At 53.3% G+C, this 20,335-nt stretch carries 17 protein-coding genes and 1 pseudogene; 7 read left to right on the top strand and 11 right to left on the bottom strand.

Annotated features, from left to right (window positions below; genetic code table 11):
- The 3 genes and pseudogenes from PGR09_RS23745 to PGR09_RS23735 form a co-directional block, all read left to right on the top strand.
- Positions 1-144, top strand: a pseudogene (locus PGR09_RS23745) (formate dehydrogenase); the annotation flags it as partial.
- Between the two features lie 220 nt (positions 145-364).
- Positions 365-502 (top strand): hypothetical protein, encoded by a 138-nt coding sequence (locus PGR09_RS23740; RefSeq protein WP_430916563.1) that lies wholly within the window; start codon positions 365-367, stop codon positions 500-502.
- Between the two features lie 115 nt (positions 503-617).
- Positions 618-1,301 carry a tetratricopeptide repeat protein gene (locus PGR09_RS23735; protein WP_026612428.1) on the top strand — a complete coding sequence of 228 codons (684 nt, stop codon included), beginning with the start codon at positions 618-620 and terminating at the stop codon, positions 1,299-1,301.
- Positions 1,302-1,336: 35 nt separating this feature from the next.
- Here PGR09_RS23735 and gltP read toward each other — a convergent pair whose 3' ends face one another.
- On the bottom strand, positions 1,337-2,647 hold the full coding sequence (gene gltP, locus PGR09_RS23730; protein ID WP_047047489.1) for a glutamate/aspartate:proton symporter GltP: 1,311 nt from the start codon (positions 2,645-2,647) through the stop codon (positions 1,337-1,339).
- A gap of 414 nt (positions 2,648-3,061) precedes the next feature.
- Between gltP and acs the strand changes: the two genes are divergently transcribed.
- The 3 genes from acs to actP all read left to right on the top strand — a co-directional run bounded on the left by acs (position 3,062) and on the right by actP (position 7,164).
- Positions 3,062-5,020 carry an acetate--CoA ligase gene (gene acs / locus PGR09_RS23725; RefSeq protein WP_045398142.1) on the top strand — a complete coding sequence of 653 codons (1,959 nt, stop codon included), beginning with the start codon at positions 3,062-3,064 and terminating at the stop codon, positions 5,018-5,020.
- A gap of 183 nt (positions 5,021-5,203) precedes the next feature.
- Entirely contained in the window at positions 5,204-5,518 is a 315-nt protein-coding gene (locus PGR09_RS23720) for a DUF485 domain-containing protein (protein ID WP_045398145.1), read from the top strand.
- On the top strand, positions 5,515-7,164 hold the full coding sequence (gene actP, locus PGR09_RS23715; RefSeq protein ID WP_047078461.1) for a cation/acetate symporter ActP: 1,650 nt from the start codon (positions 5,515-5,517) through the stop codon (positions 7,162-7,164). Before PGR09_RS23720 ends, actP begins: the two co-directional genes overlap by 4 nt.
- A 41-nt stretch (positions 7,165-7,205) precedes the next feature.
- On the opposite strand, the gene PGR09_RS23710 is transcribed toward actP, so the two are convergent.
- The 7 genes from PGR09_RS23710 to PGR09_RS23680 form a co-directional block, all read right to left on the bottom strand.
- The gene (locus PGR09_RS23710; RefSeq protein WP_430916562.1) at positions 7,206-8,297 is read right to left on the bottom strand and encodes a type 1 fimbrial protein; all 1,092 of its coding nucleotides are present in this window, start codon (positions 8,295-8,297) and stop codon (positions 7,206-7,208) included.
- A gap of 20 nt (positions 8,298-8,317) precedes the next feature.
- Positions 8,318-8,887, bottom strand: a complete 570-nt coding sequence (locus tag PGR09_RS23705; protein ID WP_380378712.1) for a fimbrial protein — start codon at positions 8,885-8,887, stop codon at positions 8,318-8,320.
- A gap of 34 nt (positions 8,888-8,921) precedes the next feature.
- Positions 8,922-11,507: a fimbria/pilus outer membrane usher protein gene (locus tag PGR09_RS23700; protein WP_430916561.1), complete on the bottom strand. Its 2,586-nt coding sequence runs from the start codon at positions 11,505-11,507 to the stop codon at positions 8,922-8,924.
- Complete coding sequence (locus tag PGR09_RS23695) at positions 11,461-12,150, bottom strand: fimbrial assembly chaperone (RefSeq protein ID WP_047047326.1); 690 nt, start codon at positions 12,148-12,150, stop codon at positions 11,461-11,463. The genes PGR09_RS23700 and PGR09_RS23695 overlap by 47 nt, the downstream gene beginning before the upstream one ends.
- 56 nt (positions 12,151-12,206) lie before the next feature.
- Positions 12,207-12,767: a fimbrial protein gene (locus PGR09_RS23690; RefSeq protein ID WP_165430618.1), complete on the bottom strand. Its 561-nt coding sequence runs from the start codon at positions 12,765-12,767 to the stop codon at positions 12,207-12,209.
- Between the two features lie 555 nt (positions 12,768-13,322).
- Entirely contained in the window at positions 13,323-14,012 is a 690-nt protein-coding gene (locus PGR09_RS23685) for an LrgB family protein (protein WP_047047331.1), read from the bottom strand.
- Positions 14,005-14,415, bottom strand: coding sequence for a CidA/LrgA family protein (locus tag PGR09_RS23680; RefSeq protein WP_045398169.1), 411 nt, complete (start codon positions 14,413-14,415; stop codon positions 14,005-14,007). The genes PGR09_RS23685 and PGR09_RS23680 overlap by 8 nt, the downstream gene beginning before the upstream one ends.
- A gap of 103 nt (positions 14,416-14,518) precedes the next feature.
- Here PGR09_RS23680 and PGR09_RS23675 point away from each other — a divergent pair, with 103 nt between their 5' ends.
- Positions 14,519-15,400, top strand: coding sequence for a LysR family transcriptional regulator (locus PGR09_RS23675; RefSeq protein ID WP_045398172.1), 882 nt, complete (start codon positions 14,519-14,521; stop codon positions 15,398-15,400).
- A gap of 516 nt (positions 15,401-15,916) precedes the next feature.
- Here the strand turns inward: PGR09_RS23675 and PGR09_RS23670 are convergent.
- The 3 genes from PGR09_RS23670 to PGR09_RS23660 form a co-directional block, all read right to left on the bottom strand.
- Complete coding sequence (locus PGR09_RS23670) at positions 15,917-17,563, bottom strand: Na+/H+ antiporter (RefSeq protein WP_015368729.1); 1,647 nt, start codon at positions 17,561-17,563, stop codon at positions 15,917-15,919.
- A gap of 147 nt (positions 17,564-17,710) precedes the next feature.
- Positions 17,711-19,060 (bottom strand): NCS2 family permease, encoded by a 1,350-nt coding sequence (locus PGR09_RS23665; RefSeq protein ID WP_015704058.1) that lies wholly within the window; start codon positions 19,058-19,060, stop codon positions 17,711-17,713.
- 372 nt (positions 19,061-19,432) lie between these two features.
- Positions 19,433-20,101: a glutathione S-transferase family protein gene (locus tag PGR09_RS23660; protein ID WP_430916560.1), complete on the bottom strand. Its 669-nt coding sequence runs from the start codon at positions 20,099-20,101 to the stop codon at positions 19,433-19,435.
- Between the last annotated feature and the right edge of the window lie 234 nt (positions 20,102-20,335).

Raw genomic sequence — 20,335 nt, 5'->3', positions numbered from 1 at the left:
CTGAGCCCGATAACCAAAACGCCGGAGTACAAGTACTGCGCGGTTAACGTTGAGCGGATTGCCGATCAGCGCGCGGCGGAGCAGTACGTGATCGACGAGTACAACAAGCTGAAAGCCCGCCTGCGCGAAAGCGCGATGGGTTAAGGTTCGGCGGCCATACCCGATATCCGGAAACCCTCCCCGGTAGCGCTTGCGCTTACCGGGGCTACCGACCGACTACCGAACCGTAGCCCGGATAAGGCGCTATGCGCCGCTATCCGGGAATTCTCCCCCGGTGGCGCTTACGCTTACCGGGGCTACTAACCTAATACCGAACCGTAGCCCGGATAAGGCGCCATGCGCCGCTATCCGGGAACCCTCCCCGGTGGCGCTTACGCTTACCGGGGCTACCGACCGACTACCGAACCGTAGCCCGGATAAGGCGCTGTGCGCCGCTATCCGGGAATCCTCCGCCGGTGGCGCTTACGCTTACCGGGGCTACCAACCGACTACCGAACCGTAGCCCGGATAAGGCGCTATGCGCCGCTATCCGGGTATTCACCCCGCTAATTCCCGCCATTTTCTTCTTTTCCGCCGCCCTTTATACTGCGGGGGTCTTCCTTACTGATAATAAAAAAATGAAATACCTCTATTTACTGCTGGCGCTGACAAGCTTCGCCGCAGACGCTGCGGATCCGGGCAGCCAATACCAACAGCAGGCCGAAGCCGGCGACCCGCGCGCGCAGTTTTATCTGGCGGATACCTGGGTTAGCTCCGGCAACTACCAACAGGCCGAATACTGGGCGCAGAAAGCGGCGGCGCAGGGCGATGGCGACGCAATGGCGCTGCTGGCTCAGCTTAAAATCCGTAACCCGCAGCAGGCCGACTATCAACAGGCGCGACAGCTAGCGGAAAAATCCGTGCAGGCCGGCAGCAAGGCCGGCGAGATTATCCTCGCCCGGGTGCTGGTCAATCAGCAGGCCGGACCCACCGATTATGCGCACGCCATCAGACTGCTGCAGGATGCGGCCAAAGATGAAGAGAGCGACTCCGCCGTCGATGCGCAGATGCTGCTGGGGCTTATCTACGCCAGCGGCGTGCTGCCGCCGGAAGATGACCTCAAGGCCGCGCAGTACTTCAAAGGCAGCTCGGCGCTTTCACGCACCGGCTATGCCGAATACTGGGCAGGGATGATGTTCCAGCAGGGAGAGAAAGGTTTTATCGAACCAAACCCGCAAAAAGCGCTGCACTGGCTTAACGTCAGCTGTCAGGAGGGGTTTGATACCGGATGTGAAGAGTTCGACAGGATAACCAAAGGCTAAAAAAAGCCCGGCGCGAATGGCCGGGCTCTGACATCTTATTGGGCGGTTTTATCAAACTTGCCCAGCACTTCGCGTTCATACGCCAGCGCTTTCTTACGGTCAAACTTGTGTTCCCACTTGGCGATAACCAGCACCGCCAGCGCGTTGCCGACCACGTTCAGCGCGGTACGCGCCATATCGAGGATACGGTCGACGCCGGCAATAAACGCCAGCCCTTCCAGCGGGATCCCCACGCTACCCAGGGTCGCCAGCAGCACCACGAAGGAGACGCCCGGTACGCCCGCGATGCCTTTTGAGGTCACCATCAGCGTCAACACGAGAGTGATTTCCTGCCACAGGGAGAGTTCGATACCGTACAGCTGGGCGATGAAGATCGCCGCGATGCTTTGATATAGCGTCGAACCATCGAGGTTAAAGGAGTAGCCGGTCGGCACCACAAAACTAGTGATTGAGGCCGGCGCGCCGTAGGCTTCCATTTTCTCAATGATACGCGGCAGTACGCTCTCGGAGCTCGCGGTGGAGTAAGCCAGAATCAGCTCGTCTTTGAGGATACGAATCAGGATCCAGATGCTCAGCCCACATACCCGCGCCACGATACCCAGCACCACCAGCGCGAAGAACAGAATCGCGAAGTAAACCAGGATAACCAGCTTAGCCAGCGGCCACAGCGAAGCGAAGCCGAAGGTGGCGACGGTCACCGAGATCAGGGCAAAGACCCCGACCGGCGCATAGCGCATTACCATGTGCGTCACTTTAAACATGGTTTCGGAGATAGAGCGGAACACGGTCACCAGCGGCTCGCGGTGAGTAGACGGCAGGGAAGAAAGCCCCAGGCCGAACAGCACCGAGAAGAAGATAATCGGCAACATATCGCCTTTCGCCATCGAGGCGACGATGTTGGTCGGCACCAGCGACAGGATGGTTCCCATCAGGCCATGCGCGTGACTCTGCACTTCCGCGGTGGTGTTCTGATATTTCGAGATATCGACCGCCGCCAGCTGCGACATATCAATGCCGCTGCCCGGCTGGAAGACGTTCGCCAGGGTGATCCCCAGAACAATCGCCACCGTGGTGATCACTTCAAAATAGATGATGGTCTTGGCGCCGATGCGGCCCAGTTGCTTGGCGTCGCCTACGCCCGCAATGCCCACCACCAGCGTCGAGATGACAATCGGAACGACAATCATTTTAATCAGGTGGATAAAGATATCGCCCGCCGGGGTCAGGAGGTTTGAGATTAACCAATCACGGCTTTCGGCGTGGTAATGCAGGTAGCTGCCCAGAAGTATGCCAAGCACCAGGGCTAGCAAAATCTGCCAGGCCAGGCTGACTTTTGTTTTTTTCATCACTACTGACTTCCTCAATGAAAGGCACCATTCCGGGAGGTAATGGCACCCACTGAAAGGGGTATGAATTGTGTTGCGTTGCTTTATGGGGTTATTTAACGCGCAATATCAGTATCATTTGCACGGCATGCTGCGCAAGCCTTTAAGAACAGCGCTTTCCTCTGGTTTTCTGCATAAATCCGCCCATTTCAGCGCATTACATTGCATAAGTATTTGTTATAAAAAATATTTAACACATTCAGTTTCTATAAATACAGCAAATGAATTATTTCATTTCAAAGTTTCATTTGATTGAATTTCATTCAGTTTAATCAATGCGTGATCTGCCCCCCAAATAGTAAACAAAGCTCATAAAGCCCCTATTATTAACGGTTATTTGACATATATTTAACAAGTTAAAGGAGAAAAAAAGCCATGAGCCAAATACATAAACACCCTATTCCCGCAGAGATTGCGGAACATTGCCTGATGAATCCGCAACAGTACCAGGTGAACTACCAACAATCCATCACCAACCCAGATGCCTTCTGGGGCGAGCAGGGCAAAATCCTCGACTGGATTAAGCCCTATACGCAGGTAAAAAATACCTCTTTCGCGCCGGGAAACATCTCCATCAAATGGTATGAAGATGGCACCCTGAACCTCGCGGCCAACTGTCTCGACCGCCACCTGCACGAGCGCGGCGACCAGACCGCGATCATCTGGGAAGGCGACGACGCCAGCCAGAGTAAAAACATCACTTATCGCCAGCTCCATCGCGATGTTTGCCGTTTTGCCAACGTATTGCTCGATCTGGGCATTAAAAAAGGCGATGTCGTTGCTATCTATATGCCGATGGTGCCGGAAGCCGCCGTGGCCATGCTGGCCTGCGCGCGCATCGGCGCCATCCACTCGGTAATCTTCGGCGGCTTTTCGCCGGAAGCGGTTGCCGGACGCATTATCGACTCCAGCGCTCGCCTGGTGATCACCTCTGACGAAGGATTACGCGCCGGTCGCGCCATCCCGCTGAAGAAAAACGTCGACGATGCGCTGAAAAATCCGCACGTCACCAGCATCGAGCACGTGGTGGTCCTCAAGCGCACCGGCGGCAAAATCGACTGGCAGGAAGGTCGCGATCTGTGGTGGAGCGATCTGATTGAAAAAGCGGATGAACAGCATGAAGCGGTGGAAATGAACGCCGAAGACCCGCTCTTTATCCTCTATACCTCCGGTTCGACCGGCAAGCCGAAAGGCGTGCTGCACACCACCGGCGGCTATCTGGTATATGCCGCAACCACCTTCAAATACGTCTTTGATTATCATCCGGGCGATATCTACTGGTGCACCGCCGATGTGGGCTGGGTCACCGGTCACAGCTACCTGCTGTACGGCCCGCTGGCCTGCGGCGCCACCACGCTAATGTTCGAAGGCGTACCAAACTGGCCGACCCCGGCGCGCATGTGCCAGGTGGTGGACAAACATCAGGTCAATATTCTGTACACCGCGCCGACGGCGATCCGCGCGCTGATGGCGGAAGGCGACAAAGCTATCGAAGGTACCGATCGTTCCTCACTGCGCATTCTCGGCTCGGTCGGCGAGCCGATTAACCCGGAAGCCTGGGAGTGGTACTGGAAGAAGATCGGCAACGAGAAGTGCCCGGTGATGGACACCTGGTGGCAGACAGAAACCGGCGGCTTCATGATTACCCCGCTGCCGGGCGCCACCGAACTGAAAGCCGGTTCCGCCACGCGTCCATTCTTTGGCGTCCAGCCGGTACTGGTGGACAACGAAGGGACGCCGCTGGAAGGCGCGACCGAGGGCAATCTGGCGATTGCCGACTCCTGGCCTGGCCAGGCGCGTACCCTGTTTGGCGATCATGAGCGCTTCGAGCAGACCTATTTCTCCACCTTTAAAAATATGTACTTTAGCGGCGACGGCGCCCGTCGCGACGAAGATGGTTACTACTGGATCACCGGTCGCGTCGATGACGTACTGAACGTCTCCGGCCACCGTCTGGGCACCGCGGAAATTGAATCCGCGCTGGTCTCGCATCCGAAAATCGCCGAAGCGGCGGTGGTTGGTATTCCGCATAATATCAAAGGCCAGGCCATCTACGCTTACGTGACGCTGAATCACGGCGAAGAGCCGACGCCGGAGCTGTATGCCGAAGTGCGTAACTGGGTGCGCAAAGAGATTGGCCCGCTGGCGACGCCGGATGTACTGCACTGGACCGACTCGTTGCCGAAAACCCGCTCCGGCAAAATCATGCGCCGAATTCTGCGTAAGATTGCTGCTGGCGATACCAGTAATCTCGGGGATACCTCGACGCTGGCCGATCCGGGCGTAGTGGACAAACTGCTCGAAGAGAAGCAGGCCATTGCGATGCCTTCTTAACACGATAACTACCCCCCTCTCCCTCTATGGAGGGAGAGGTTAAAAACATAAACTCCCCCCAAGGATTCCATTCAGCAGGAAAGCGGTAAATCAGCAACGACTCGACGCGCAAACGTCGGGCGGAAAACTGTTGCCGACGGATAGCCGATGGATGACATAAGGGTTACCTCTGGAGACGCTAAGATGAATGAACAAATTTGTCAGCGGATAGAAAATAGTGCGCATTTCAGGGAGTTAGTTGCATCACGGCAACGGTTTGCCGCCATTCTGTCAGTCATTATGTTGGTCATTTACGTAGGCTTTATTTTGCTTATCGCCTTCGCGCCCGGCTGGCTTGGGACGCCGCTGCATGAAGGCACCAGCGTTACCCGCGGCATCCCTATTGGTATCGGCGTCATTATCATCTCCTTCGTTCTGACCGGCATTTACGTCTGGCGGGCAAACGGCGAATACGACAAGTTGACCAAAAGCGTGATTAGCGAGGTGCAAGCATCATGAAAAAAGTCCTGACGGCGCTTGCCGCCACGCTCCCTTTCGCGGCCAACGCCGCCGATGCCATTACCGGCGCGGTGCAGCGGCAGCCGACCAACTGGCAGGCGATTATCATGTTCGTGATTTTCGTCGCCCTGACGCTGTATATCACTTACTGGGCGTCAAAACGCGTGCGTTCGCGCAGCGATTACTACACCGCGGGCGGCAATATCACCGGTTTCCAGAACGGTCTGGCGATCGCCGGCGACTTTATGTCCGCGGCCTCGTTCCTCGGCATTTCCGCGCTGGTATACACTTCCGGCTACGACGGTTTGATCTACTCGCTCGGCTTCCTCGTCGGCTGGCCGATTATCCTGTTCCTGATCGCCGAACGCCTGCGTAACCTCGGTCGCTACACCTTTGCCGACGTAGCGTCTTATCGCCTGAAGCAGGGGCCGATTCGCACTCTCTCCGCCTGCGGTTCGCTGGTGGTGGTGGCGCTGTATCTGATTGCGCAGATGGTTGGCGCCGGCAAACTCATCCAGTTGCTGTTCGGCCTCAACTACCACGTTGCGGTGGTGCTGGTCGGCGTGCTGATGGTGTTGTACGTGCTGTTTGGCGGCATGCTCGCCACCACCTGGGTGCAGATTATCAAAGCGGTTCTGCTGTTGTTCGGCGCCAGCTTTATGGCCTTTATGGTGATGAAGCACGTCGGTTTCAGCTTCAATAATCTGTTCACTGAAGCGATGGCGGTGCACCCGAAAGGGGCGGCGATCATGAGCCCCGGCGGGCTGGTGAAAGACCCGATATCGGCGCTATCGCTCGGCCTCGGCTTGATGTTCGGTACCGCGGGCCTGCCGCACATCCTGATGCGTTTCTTCACCGTCAGCGACGCCAAAGAAGCACGTAAGAGCGTGTTCTACGCTACCGGTTTTATGGGTTACTTCTATATCTTGACCTTTATCATCGGCTTCGGGGCGATCATGCTGGTGGGGGCGAATCCGGCGTTTAAAGATGCGGCCGGACAGCTCATCGGCGGCAACAACATGGCGGCGGTGCATCTGGCGGATGCCGTCGGCGGTAACCTGTTCCTCGGCTTTATCTCAGCCGTAGCTTTCGCCACGATTCTGGCGGTGGTCGCCGGGCTGACGCTGGCGGGGGCATCGGCGGTCTCTCACGATCTTTACGCTAACGTGTTCCGCAAAGGCGCGACCGAACGTCAGGAGCTGAAGGTATCGAAAATTACCGTGCTGATCCTCGGCGTGGTAGCGATTCTGCTGGGGATTTTGTTCGAAAACCAGAATATTGCCTTCATGGTCGGCCTGGCGTTCTCTATCGCCGCCAGCTGTAACTTCCCGATTATCCTGCTGTCGATGTACTGGTCGAAGCTGACCACCCGCGGCGCGATGATCGGCGGCTGGCTCGGCCTGCTGACCGCGGTGATTTTAATGATCCTTGGCCCGACCATTTGGGTGCAGATCCTCGGTCACGAGAAAGCCATCTTCCCATACGAATACCCGGCGCTGTTCTCCATCGCCATCGCGTTCATCGGCATCTGGCTATTCTCGATTACCGATAACTCCGCAGAAGGGATGCGCGAGCGCGAGCAGTTCCGCGCCCAGTTTATCCGTTCACAAACCGGTATCGGTATCGAACGCGGCCAGGCGCACTAATGGTATCGGCCTCTTCCTCGCGCTGAGGAAGAGGCTATATTTTAGTTATAGGTAAAGGTTATCACCCCGCTCGCATTTGCCGATCCCGCCGTCACCGTCTCCGCTGTTTTGTAATAATTGGTGGTAAACATGAGCGACTGCATAGCATATGCGCCGCCGGGGAAATCAGGATTGGTAAAAATGGTATAGCCGGCATCCGCGCCGTTATTGGTCACCGTCGTGCGGCTTGAATAATATAAGCTGATATCCGTATTCAGCGGCAGCGCATTGTCCTTCAGATTGAGCTGTACGCCAACGCCGGTGGCAGCATTACCATCCGCTGTTAAGGCCATCACCGTATGGTTCGGGTTATCGCCGCTCGCTTCCGCGGCCGTCACCCGCATTACAACGTTAGTCCCCGGCTCACAGGAGAGCGTCACCGATTGAGTTGCAGAGCCAGCTTTCCCCGAGGAATTGAATGCCGAAGCGCTTACCGTCCCCATCGCGAAATTCAATCCTGAGCTACTGACCATGCAACCCATCGGGGTGAGCTGAATAGTCGTGGTGCCGCTAATATGCAGCTGGGAAATTACGATAGTACCTGAACTGTCTTTCGCAGAGACCGTCGCCACCGGATCGTTCAACGACAATTTACTATTTGTCGCTATTGGGCCGCCGGTCGCCACCAGCTGTAGCTGGTAAGCCGGTGAGTAATTGGTTGAAGCATAATAATCCAGTACGCCGGAAGGTTTGCCAAGGTAGTAATTAACATCACCAATAAAATGCTGCTGATAATCGCTATTGAAATCGCCGCTATCGCCATTATATTCGCCGGTAACGTTTAACCAAACTTTGACTCTCAACCCTACGCCTTGTAACGAGGTGGTATAGATATTATCGCCGATTAAATTTTCTGTGTTATTTGATGCCCACTGAAAGTTAGCATATATATCACCTTGACAGTTGAGTAGCGCGGCCTGCGAACGAGTTATCTTACCTGAGTCATATAATACTGTTCCGGCCGAGTAATTCCCGGCACTAAGTAAAATCTTCTCAGGCAAATTAGTCATCGATACATCGCCAGAATTCACCCCCTCACAAGCCCAACTCAACACAGGGAAAATCAGCAGTAACATTAATATATATTTACTCATACCATTCCTTGTACATCGAATTATTTATAGATGACATCAAAGGTTGCGGTAAATCCCACAATGCCAGCGCTAATTTTTCCGTAAGGTGAATACATTCTGGCAATCATATTAAATGTATGAATATCAGTGCCGGCATCAAATGTATAAACATATCGGTCATTAGGGCCTAATGGCTGATTATCCGCCTGGCTAAATAACTGCATTCCGACGCCGCTGGCCCCGGCGCTGCCGGTTTGATAATTTTTATAAATTGAAGTATGGGTATCATCAAAATAGGAGCCACTGAAGGATAAGGTGACCGTAGAGGTTCCCGCGGAGCAGTTGCTAAACTCAAGCTTGACCGGCGTGCTTTCCCCACTGGATCCTGCTTTACCTGTTAGCGTTTGATACGACACTGTGCCTAAATCAATGGTGGCAGAGGGTTTTATTGCAACGTCACAGGATGGTTCCTCAATATTGCCAGAAACGTTAAAATTGATCGTGCTTGAATCCTCATAGGCCAATGCTGGCGTCGAAATAACAAAAAGCGCACAGATTAAATAGCCAAATAAACAGATTAAGATACCGCCGATACATTTAACATCACCCATATTCAAACCTCATTCCTTTGAGCAACCATTTAAGTTAATGACACAGTGCTTGATAGAAAATAATCTCCTGATTTTTTTCCTTCACGGTCAAATCATAATCTGCACGGCATTGTTCATTGCGCCCCTCGCCCCATTTCGCCAGCATAGTTCCTTTTTGCTGAAGACCCGTCATATAAACCTGCCCGTCATCGCCAACGATATTGCTGCGAATATCCTGGCGCCGTTGTGGTTGTTTTTCTAAAGTCACAATAGCGCCAAATGGCGCGACGCCGGTCGCCGTCTTTAACGTGACCATGGCCTTTGCTCCAATATAGGTATCGTATTGCACTCTGACTATCGCGTTACGCGTCGGTACCACGTTTCTCACCACATTATCAACCTCCGCACCCGCAATCCGTTGTTCATCCAATGACAGGCTATTGACATGATATGGCCGAATATATGGCACGATAGCGTAACCTGAGGAATCGGTTGTGACATTGGTTTGTCCGCGGACCGCCACATCGCTCACACCGGGTGTTTCAATCAGGGCGGAACTCTCACCGAGGAATCGGGAAAAGGTGAGTCCGCCCGCATGGGCGATCATGCCTCCGCGTAATGAATAGTTATAGTGATTGCTATAATGGTCATAGCCGTAGCCGGCGGAAATATCCCCTTTGGAACTCTGATAATCCACACCAATATTTCCGGAAGTGCTTTTATTACTGGCGTTATAACCTTGCTGAACATTCCAGTTAAGCGATCGATCCGCCAGCATCATGCCGTTCAATCCTACGCTGTGGGTGGTGTCGCTTGCACGGCCAGAACTCATGTTGTAATTAGACGAGAGCCTTTCGCCTATCGGTATAGACAGCGTTAACGACACAATAGTATCGCTGCCAGGTTTCGTCTCTCCATGACTTTCACTACTTTGTACGTTACGGTTATATGAATAGTTAATGAAATAAGAAACTTTTCCCAGCGAACCGCTATAGCCAATGCCCAATGAATCCATTCGCGAACTATCCCAGTAAGTTTCATTCACTAAGGAAAGCGACAGAGAACCATACCCAAACAGCGATTGCGATATTGAGGCATCAAAGCGCCCTTTTTTCCGACCAGTTAATGTACAACAATCCTGGTCATCTGAGGTCTTATCGATAAAATCCTGAAAGGAATAATATCCCGCAGTAGAATAGCGATAACCAGCCACCGAAAAATTAGCTCCCGTCTGCAAAAAGCTTTTACTAAAACGCAGGCGTAAGGATTGTCCCTTTTTTTGCGATAACGTAGAGCGGGCTTCGTTTTGCTTAATATTGGCCAATGATTGAGAAGCATCAAACGACAACGCACCAATGCTTCCTAAGTTAAAACCAGAACCCATTAATATATTAGTATATTTATCTTCAGCCTGCTGTAGTCCCGCATATAACGTAATATTACTTGAAACGCCGTATGCCACCGTCGACTGGACAAAATTATATTCTTTATCACCGGAACTGGAGGCACGCGTTTTTCCGCTACTAAAAGCATAGTCCAACTGCCCCTCGCGTTGCAAAATAGCCAACGAGGCATAAGGCACGACAAAATTTTGCTCGCTACCGTCGGACTCTTTAATATTAACGTTGAGATCGCCGGCGCTCCCGGTTGAATAAAGATCCTTAATCTCGAAAGCCCCGGGAGCAACCGTTGTTTTATAGATACTGTAGCCATTCTGATAAACGGTGACCTCGGCGGTGGTGCGCGCGATACCTTTAATCGTTGGCGCGAAGCCGTGAAGACTGTCCGGCAGCATTTCCTCATCCGAGCTCAACTGCAGGCCAGTAAAATTTATGCTGTCATAAATACCCGACGAGGTATAGGTATTACCCAGAATGAATTGGCTTTTCAGGATATGGATATCGCGCGCCAGATAGCTATACACCGATTGCCAGTGACTACCGTCATCGCCGTGATCAAACGTACTATAGTTGCGAAGACGCCACGGTCCCAGATTTATACCAGGCTGCAAACTCGCAAACTGGCTTTCGGTAGCGCTACCGCCATGCCGCGGCGTATTCCATTGCCCCGACAAACTATAGTTAAGCAAACCCGCGTTGATTCCTTGTTGCCACTGCTCCTCCGGAACATAGTCTCCAGGGCGATTGAGCAGCGCCGCCTGGGGCACGGAAAGTACCAGGCGCTGCTGCGACAACGACACTGAGTATTCAAGACCAGGGATCGCTGACAGAGAGGCGCACTGCGTTGCCATATCCGCAAGCTGCGGATAGCGCGCGGTATTAATTGACCATGATTTTAGCAGTCCAACGCCAATGCAGGGTTGAACCCTGGTCTCTTGTTTATCCGTGTTTTCTTTAAATTCAATCACCTCGGTAGATATATATTTATCATTAATATAAATATCCAGATTATAGCTACCGGGTGGAATCGTATCCTGAGATAACCAGGATAAGTCCACGGCGGTAGCGCTACTTTCAGTCACTTCCAGTAAATGCGGGTTGAAGTATTCTCCGGCCTGCGCGCCAGAACTTAGGGTAGTGGCGTATAGCAAGAATGCTGCTCCGATATACCCTGGAGTATGAAATAGAGTAACGCTACTGTATGATTGCGGAATATTTTTTCCCTGCCATACCATAATCATTAATCACGCTCCATGTGATTTCTTTGTTCCTCGCAGAGGATAAAACATCTTTTGCCGGTATCTTTAACGTAGAAAATGGTGCCGCGAACCATATTCCAGATACATTCTTACCGTTAATCTTTATTTGTGAAAAATTCATATATAACGGTGAATTATTTGTTACGCTATAAAAGTTGCTATCGTGACTCCATTGTAATTTAGCAGCATAATTTTCTGGGATTTGTCCCTGCAGCTCTTTGGGACGATAAATAAGTTTAATTTTAGAATTAATAGCGAACTGCACCGTGTTCTTATCTGGCACATTATCCATTGCGGGTATGCCTTTAACATTTAGCCAAAGCATGGACTCCCGACTGGTTGGTAATGGCTTCCCTGAACGCACTATCCGGACAAAACCTTTCTCACCAGAATTTAAACGAAATAGCGGTGGTGTTATAATAAATGAGTCTTTTTCAGGTGATGAAGTATCAACGACAGAAAGCCAGGACTGGACAATATTAGTGGTATTATCTCTATTATCAACAGCCACTACCGTACTCTCTTTGGCGCCATCAAATATCACCCGAGTCGCACCGACCACTACGCTCGCTTGCGCATTCGAAAGGGTTAGCAATAAGCTAATAAAAAATAAACGATATCTCATATACCCATAATAAAGGGGAATCTACATACCGCTCCCCTTTCTCCATATAAAATTAATTAATAGTAAGTCACGTTATAAGTCACGGTCGTTTTTACTGCCCCTTTCGTTGGATCAGAAGCGCCTGACTTGACCATTTTCACGGTAAATGGAATAGTCGCAGCCCCTGATGAAATATCCACATCGGCGCCTTCTTCATTATTTTTCAGCAACTTACCTGCGTTATCAAAGATGGCGACCGCTACGCCAGAAGCTGCAGAAGTTGAAGCCTGGTTTTTGAAGTAATCACTGTTCGCAGCATCTGCCTCGCCACCGAAGGTAACGCGGGCGATAGCGTTGCCCCCCTCTTCAGTGCCAGGACAGTTAGCCAGGGAAAATGAAAAATTCTTCGCAGCACCATAGGTATTCGCTTTCAAATCCGCCACTGAAGTGGTACCCATTTCGATAGACGTCACCCCACCATCAATTGTTGCGGTACAGGTGGTATCAGAAACGGTACCGTTGAAAGTAATCGTATTCGATGCAGCTTGCGCATAGGTCGACAGCATGCAGGAGGCAGAAATTGCCAGCGCGCTGAACACATATTTCTTACTGATTTTCATATGAATTCCCATATCCATTGTAAACGACAATCAATCCGTCAATTGCTTGATGCAGGTATATTAAAGAATGGAATTCAAAATTAGCGCCGTCAGATTTTTATAAAAACAACATGCAATATTTTATAAATAATTTAAAATTGACCAGGTAATCGCTTATTGAATCCATTCAATAATAGCATCCCGCATAAAAATAATATCTTGAGAAAAATATTTTTCAATAAGTATTGCTAACATCATCCATTAGAATGAATTAATCACCTATTATAAAAACAAACCAAATACACATATTATCAGCATGTTATGCATTCATATAATTCACAGCGCAAATTAGTAATTGTTTAATCATTATTAAATTCATTAAATAACCCATCATTTAGAAATATCTTTTTACAAATTAAATGACATAAGATCTTTCCAAACAGCATTCAACAAAAACATCCCACAATGAAATTAAGAATATAACCTAAACACATTTCATACTAATTAAGATAAATAGCCTATGGATACGTAATATTTTACCGGGGTGAACTCAGCAGTCTTACCCGTTGTCCTTTGAGGTAAGACTGCGGAATCTTAAAATATCGCCCAACGAACTAGCGGCGCCGCCAGCACCATGACTACGCCGGAAAGCATCATCACCAGGCTGGCGACCACGCCCTCCTGCTGGCCCAGTTCATAGGAGCGGGCTGTTCCGGCGCCGTGCGACGCCGCGCCGAACCCCGCCCCTTTAGCCATACCGGCGCGGATTGACAGGCGTAAGAACAGCACATCGCCAATCGCCATACCAAATACCCCGGTGACCACCACAAAAAGCGCTACCAGGTCAGGCTGGCCACCGAGCGGTTTCGCCGCCGCCAGCGCAAACGGCGTGGTCACCGAGCGTACCGCCAGGCTACGCTGAATTTCGTCAGGCAGAGTGAAGAGACGCGCCAGCCAAACGGAAGTGGTAACGGCGACCACCGACGCCGTCACCACTCCCGCGGTCAACGACATCCAGTGACGCTTAATAATCGCCAGGTTGTCATAGACCGGTACGGCGAAGGCGATGGTGGCCGGCCCCAATAACCACAATAGCCAGTGCGACTCGCCCATATAGCTCTGATAGGAGATATGACCAAAGACGAGGATCAGCACCAACAGTACCGGCGTCAGCACCAGCGGCATCAACGGCAGTTTATGGAAGCGGCGATAGAGACGCTTATTGGCGAAATAGAGCCCGAGGGTGACCGCCAGGCACAGCATGCTCAGGGTAAAATCACTCATTTTTCAGCCTGCTCACTTCGTAGCGATACACCTTATCCACTACCCACGCCGTGGCGCCCAGTACCATAGTGGTGCTTAACGCGATGACGAGGAAGATGCGCCAGCCGTCCACCATCAGCAGTTGCGCATAGTTAACGACGGCAACCACCGCCGGGACGAAAAACAGCAGCATTTCCGCCAGTAGCCAGCGCGCGCCTGCGCGCACCCAGTTGAGCGGTATCACCCGGCAGACGATAAGCATCAGCAGCATCAACATGCCGACAAGATTGGCAGGAAGCGGGAGATGTAGCCAATTCACCAGATATTCAGCGCAGACAAACAACCCGGCATAGAGCAGTACCTGAACCGGTACCTGAAGACGTTGCATCACGAAAGGCGCAACACGTGCTGGCGCGAAGGCCATGAGCGGAATTCCCTAAAAATAAGTCAGGGGTGCAGTATAGAGAGCCGCCCTTGCGGACAGAAATGAATTAAAATCATCACAGGTATAGTCTCAGGGAATAATCATGGATATACGTACGTTGCGGTATTTTGTCGAAGTCGTCCGCCAGCAAAGCTTTACCCGCGCGGCGGAGAAACTCTTCGTCACGCAACCCACCATCAGCAAGATGCTCAAAAATCTGGAAGATGAGCTCAACTGCACCCTGCTTATCCGTGATGGCCGCAAGCTGTTATTAACCGATACCGGCCGGGTAGTCTTCGAACGCGGGCAGGCGATACTCGGCGAATTCAGCCAGTTAAAAGCCGAACTCAGCGATATTAACCATCTGAATAAAGGCGTACTGCGCCTGGGGATCCCGCCGATGGTCGGCATGTTGATGGCTGAGCCCATCAGCCGCTTTCGCCTGCGTTATCCCGGCGTGGAGCTGAAAATTTCCGAGTTCGGCGGGTTGACGGTGCAGCAGGCGGTTAGCAACGGCGAACTCGACCTGGCGATGACCGCGCTACCGGTCGATGAGTCCAGCGGCCTGACCACGCTGTCACTCTTTAGCCACCCGCTCTGCGTCCTCGTGCCGAAGACAGCGCAGTGGCAGGATATCACCTCGATCTCGCCGCAAAAGCTGGCGCAGCATCCATTGGTTATCTACAACGAAGATTTCGCCCTCAGCCAACAGCTGATGCGCCTGTTTGCCGAGCGTGATGTCAAGCCGCGTATCGCCGTGCGCAGCGGTCAGTGGGATTTTCTGGCGGCAATGGTGCAGGCGGGCATTGGCGTGGCGATTTTGCCGGAGCCGATTTGCCAGCGTCTTGATGCCGAGGATTTTTATTGGATCCCGCTGGAGAGCGAATTACGTTGGGAATTAGGGATGATCTGGCGGGAAGGGGTGTATATGTCGCGCAGCGCCGAGGCGTGGCTGGAGTGCAGTAAAGCGTTCTGGCTGGAGTAACTCCCCGGTCGCGCTAAAGCTTACCGGGGCTACATATAGACTGTCGATACTGTTATCGGTTGGCAACTTTTTAAGGGTTTTTCCCGGACGCGGCGCGTTGCGCCTTCTCCGGGCTACCAAATCGCATCGTGCTGTAGCCCCGGTAAGCGGCAGCGCCACCGGGGGATTTTGAGATCGCCAACACCAGTAGTGTCAGCCAGCATAGTGAATAAATTAAAGGCAGGCCGCACGGACCGTAGATACTGTTATCGGCTGGCAACTTTTTAAGGATTTTTCCCGGACGCGGCGCGTTGCGCCTTCTCCGGGCTACCAAATCGCGCAGTGCTGTAGCCCCGGTAAGCGTTAGCGCCACCGGGGGATTTTGAGATCGCCAGCACCAGTAGTGTCAGCCAGCATAGTGAATAAATTAAAGGCAGGTCGCACGGACCGTAGGTCGGGTAAGGCGTTAGCCGCCACCCGACAAAAAACGGCGCCGCGAGTAGCCCCGATAAGCGTCGCGCTTACCGGGACTTAAGGTTACTGATCTTCGATTAACAGCGCTTCTAACAGGTCGAGATCGTGCAGCAGCTTCTGCAACGTCTCGTTGCTGATTTGCCGCGTCGCGCGCAGGTGGTACAGCTCACCGCGTTCCGAACGTAGCGCCGCCAGACGGAAACGGCGCTCAAGGCTCTCTTCCAGCATCGAGGTTTCGACATCGTTACGCCCATCCACACGGCGACGCAGGTTACCGATGACGCGCGAACTCACCTCGGTCAGCAGCTGGTTGTCGATATTCTCTTTGGTATCCGCCGCCAGGCGTTCTTCCATTTTCTGAATCGCGACAATCGCCACATCCGCCGTCGCGGCGCGCGCCAGACGCTCTTCTTTGCGCTGCTGTACGTGGTCGGTGGACTCAATACGCCGCAACAGAATCGGCAACGCGATCACCCCGACGAACAGGGAGAAAAGAATCACCCCGGCGGCCAGGAAGATAAGCTCGTAACGCGCCGGGAAGACGTTGCCGTCCGGTAAGAGTAGCGGAATCGACAGCACACCGGCGAGAGTAATCGCCCCGCGCACCCCGGCGACGGAGGAGATCAGCAGCTCGCGGGTGGTCCAGGAGCCAAACTCCATCGGTTTCTTCTTCAGGAAGCGTTGGCTGAGCTTACGCATCGTCCACAGCCAGCCGAAACGCACCAGCATCAGCGCGGCGTAAATCAGCACGATATCGGTGAACAGCATCCAGGTTTCAACGTTCGGATCGGCTTCCGCCGCCACCAGCGAGCTCGACAGGATATCCGGCAGCTGCAGCCCCAACAGCAGGAACACCATGCCGTTAAACACGAACTCCAGCATGGCCCAGGTACTGTTGGCGCGCAGGCGCATAGCCAGCGGCGCGGTACGCATCACCCCGGAACGGGTGATGGTCATCCCTGCGGCCACCGCCGCCAGGATCCCCGAGAAACCGATATGTTCGGCAATCAGGTAGGAAGCGAACGGCAGCAGGAACAGCAGCACAATTTGCGTTGCCGGTTCATCGCCGCCCCAGCGGCTGAGGAAACGCATTGAGCGGCCATACAGCCAGCTGACCACGAAACCGGCCAGGATGCCGCCAATCGCCACCTTCAGGAACTCAACGGTGGCGCCGCCAATGGTGAACACCATCGTGCCCATCGCCACGGCAACGGCAAATTTTAACGACACCAGGCCAGAAGCGTCATTCATCAGCGCTTCACCCTGCAGGATGCCCATGATTTTCTTCGGTATCCGCCCTTCGCCGACAATACCGGACAGCGCCACGGCATCGGTCGGCGACAGCACCGCCGCAAGGGCGAATGCCGGAACCAGCGGGATCCCCGGCACAATCCAGTAAATCAGGAAGCCGATACCGACCACGGTGACCACCACCAGCGCCAGCGCCAGGCCGAAGATTTCCCGGCCGTGCTCGATAAACTCGCGGGTCGGCGTTTTCCAGCCATCGGCAAACAGCAGCGGCGGGATAAACAGAACGAGGAAGAGTTCAGGGTCGAACTCAACGTGCAAACCAAAGGTCGGCCAGGCCAACAGCGCGCCGATGGCGATTTGCATTAACGGTAGTGGGACCTGAAAGGGCAGTACACGTGTAACCACCCCTGAGAGAGAGACCACGAGGGTCATGATGAGTATGGTGAAGAATATTTCCATGTGTTCCCTGTTTGCTGCGTTTTCTTTTTTTACATCTGAGGCGTCATGTCTCGAAATGATACGCTACTCAGATTAACGCAAAAGGAAACAGGATGTGGCTTAAAAATTAAACGGGCGGCCAAAGCCGCCCGTCGTTAGCAGGAAAAGTTAAATCGCCCATCCGCCGGCGTAGAAGATGACCAGCGCCGCCGCGATGATCACGGTGCCCGCATTGAGCTTGCGCCATTCGCCGGATACCACGCGGCCAATCACCAGCGATGCAAAACCGATCATGATGCCGGTCACGATGTTGCAGGTCAGCACGATGAACACCGCGGTAATCAGCCCCGCCATCGCATCAACAAAGTCATTGAAGTCGATTTTCGCCACGTTGCTCAGCATCAGCAGGCCAACGTACATTAGCGCTGGCGCGGTCGCGTAGGCCGGTACCAGATAGGAGAGCGGAGAAAGGAACAGGATCAGCAGGAACAGCACGCCAACGGTGACTGCCGTCAGGCCAGTTTTGCCGCCCGCCGCCGTACCGGCTGCCGATTCGATATACACCGCCGCAGGGGCTGCGCCCACCACGCCGGAGAACACGCTGCTCAGGGAGTCGGTAGTCAGCGCTTTGCCGCCGTTGATGATCTGCCCGTCTTTATCCAGCAGGTTAGCCTGGCCGGCCACCGCGCGAATGGTACCGGTGGCGTCGAATACCGCAGTCATGACCAGCGCCAGCACGCTTGGCAGCACCACCGGGTTCAGCGCGCCGATGATATCAAGGCTGCCAATCAGCGAATTGCCTTTGTCGTCGCTCAGCGACGGCATGGCGAAAATCCCGGAGAAATGGACGTTCGGATCGAAAATCAGTCCGATAATGGAAATACCGATGATGGTCAGCAGAATGCCGCCAGGCACTTTCAGTTTTTCCAGACCGATAATGACCGCCAGGCCAATCAGCGACATCATCACCGGGAAGCTATCGAAATTGCCCAGCGCAACCGGCAGGCCGTCCAGCGGGTTTTTTATTACCAGACCGACGCCGTTGGCGGCGATCAGCAGCAGGAACAGGCCGATACCGATGCCGGTGCCGTGCGCCACGCCCTGCGGCAGGTTGCGCAGGATCCAGCTACGAATACCGGTAGCGGAGATAATGGTGAACAAAACCCCCATCAGGAACACGGCGCCTAATGCCACCGGAATACTAATGTGCTGCCCCAGCACCAGGCTAAAAGCGGTAAAGGCGGTCAGCGAAATCGCGCAGCCGATAGCCAGCGGCAGGTTAGCCCACAGGCCCATCACTAATGAACCGACGCCCGCTACCAGGCAGGTCGAGACGAACACCGCCGCAGGCGGAAAGCCAGCTTTACCTAACATTCCCGGCACCACGATGACGGAGTACACCATCGCCAGGAAGGTCGTTAATCCGGCAACAATTTCCTGACGTACGGAGCTGCCGCGAGCTGAAATTTTAAACCAGGCGTCTAATGAACCACCGGTACGCGCTGAAGGCGTAGACATAGAAAACTTCCCCTGAAAATTTTGATCGTTCGCTTGCATGCGTGATGGACCGTCCACTGCCAGTTAAACGCCATCTCCTTGTGCTGTTTCCCGGCGCCAGGAGGGAGGCTGAGAAAAAGCAAACGTTTAACTCCGCGCATACAATGCGGTATATGGAATGTCTTTGCTCCCCCTGTCGGCAGGGGAAAAAACGAGCAAAGTAAAAAGGCAAACGATTATCCTGTCTTTAGCTGGCCCTTTTCAACTGAAGTTTGTCGTATTTTGCCAAATTTCGCCGCCAAAGCTCAGGAAATAGACAAACGATGCGCAAACGTTATCGTCAGTGCGCAATGCATTAACATTTTTATATGTTTTAATCCTCTTTCTGGCGTATTAACCGCCTGGCAGGGTAAATGGCCCGCCGCGCTCAATAGCGTTAATCCACCCCGGACGTGACTCCACCTGCTGCTGCCAACGCCGGGTGTGCGGCAGGTCTTGAATGCCGCCGCGCGCCAGTAAGGCCATCACCGGGAAGCTCATCTGAATATCCGCCATGCTCAGCGTGCCGCCGGCAAACCACGGCTGACGAGCCAGATGCTGTTCAATATATGCCGCATGGGTCGCCAACTGTCTATCCAGCCACGCTTTTTGTACCCCTTTGCCCAACGCCCCGCCCAGGGTGCGCATACCAAGCGGCACCGGCGGCTTCCCGAGGCTGGCGAAGATAAGCTTCATCAACAGCAAGGGCATTAACGATCCCTCGGCATGATGGAGCCAGAAGCGATATTGCAGTTTATCTTCCCTCCCCTGCGGCCTCAGCTGCTGGGCGCTATCGTAGGTTTCCTGCAGATATTCCAGAATCGCGCCGGACTCTGCCAGCACCATCCCCTGATCCTCAAGCACCGGCGATTTACCCAACGGGTGAATTTTTTTCAGTTCCGCTGGCGCCTGCATGTTTTTTTCACGCTGATAGCAGACGACCTGATAAGACAATTGCAGTTCTTCCAACGCCCACAGCACGCGCTGCGAGCGGGATTGGTTGAGGTGATGGACCGTCAACATGGCGCTCTCCTGTTGTTCGTTCAAATTAACTATAGAAACAGGCGACCAATGACGGAAAAATTTCGGCAACGCCAACAGGCAAAATCATCAGGCTGTGCCACAATTACATTGTCGACGCAATCCGGAACCTCCTTCAACACATTGCGCAATACCTGAGGGGAGTCGACGTCGGGGGAAACCCTCCCGTGAGCCAGCGGGATAATGCGAAAGACAAAGACCGGAAAACAACTAAAG

The organism is Klebsiella sp. 141251 (genome assembly GCF_050600725.1).
In the GTDB taxonomy this organism is placed as follows: domain Bacteria; phylum Pseudomonadota; class Gammaproteobacteria; order Enterobacterales; family Enterobacteriaceae; genus Klebsiella; species Klebsiella aerogenes.
The sequence above is the reverse complement of the archived record's forward strand: the minus strand, read 5'-3'. Positions and strand labels throughout refer to the sequence as shown.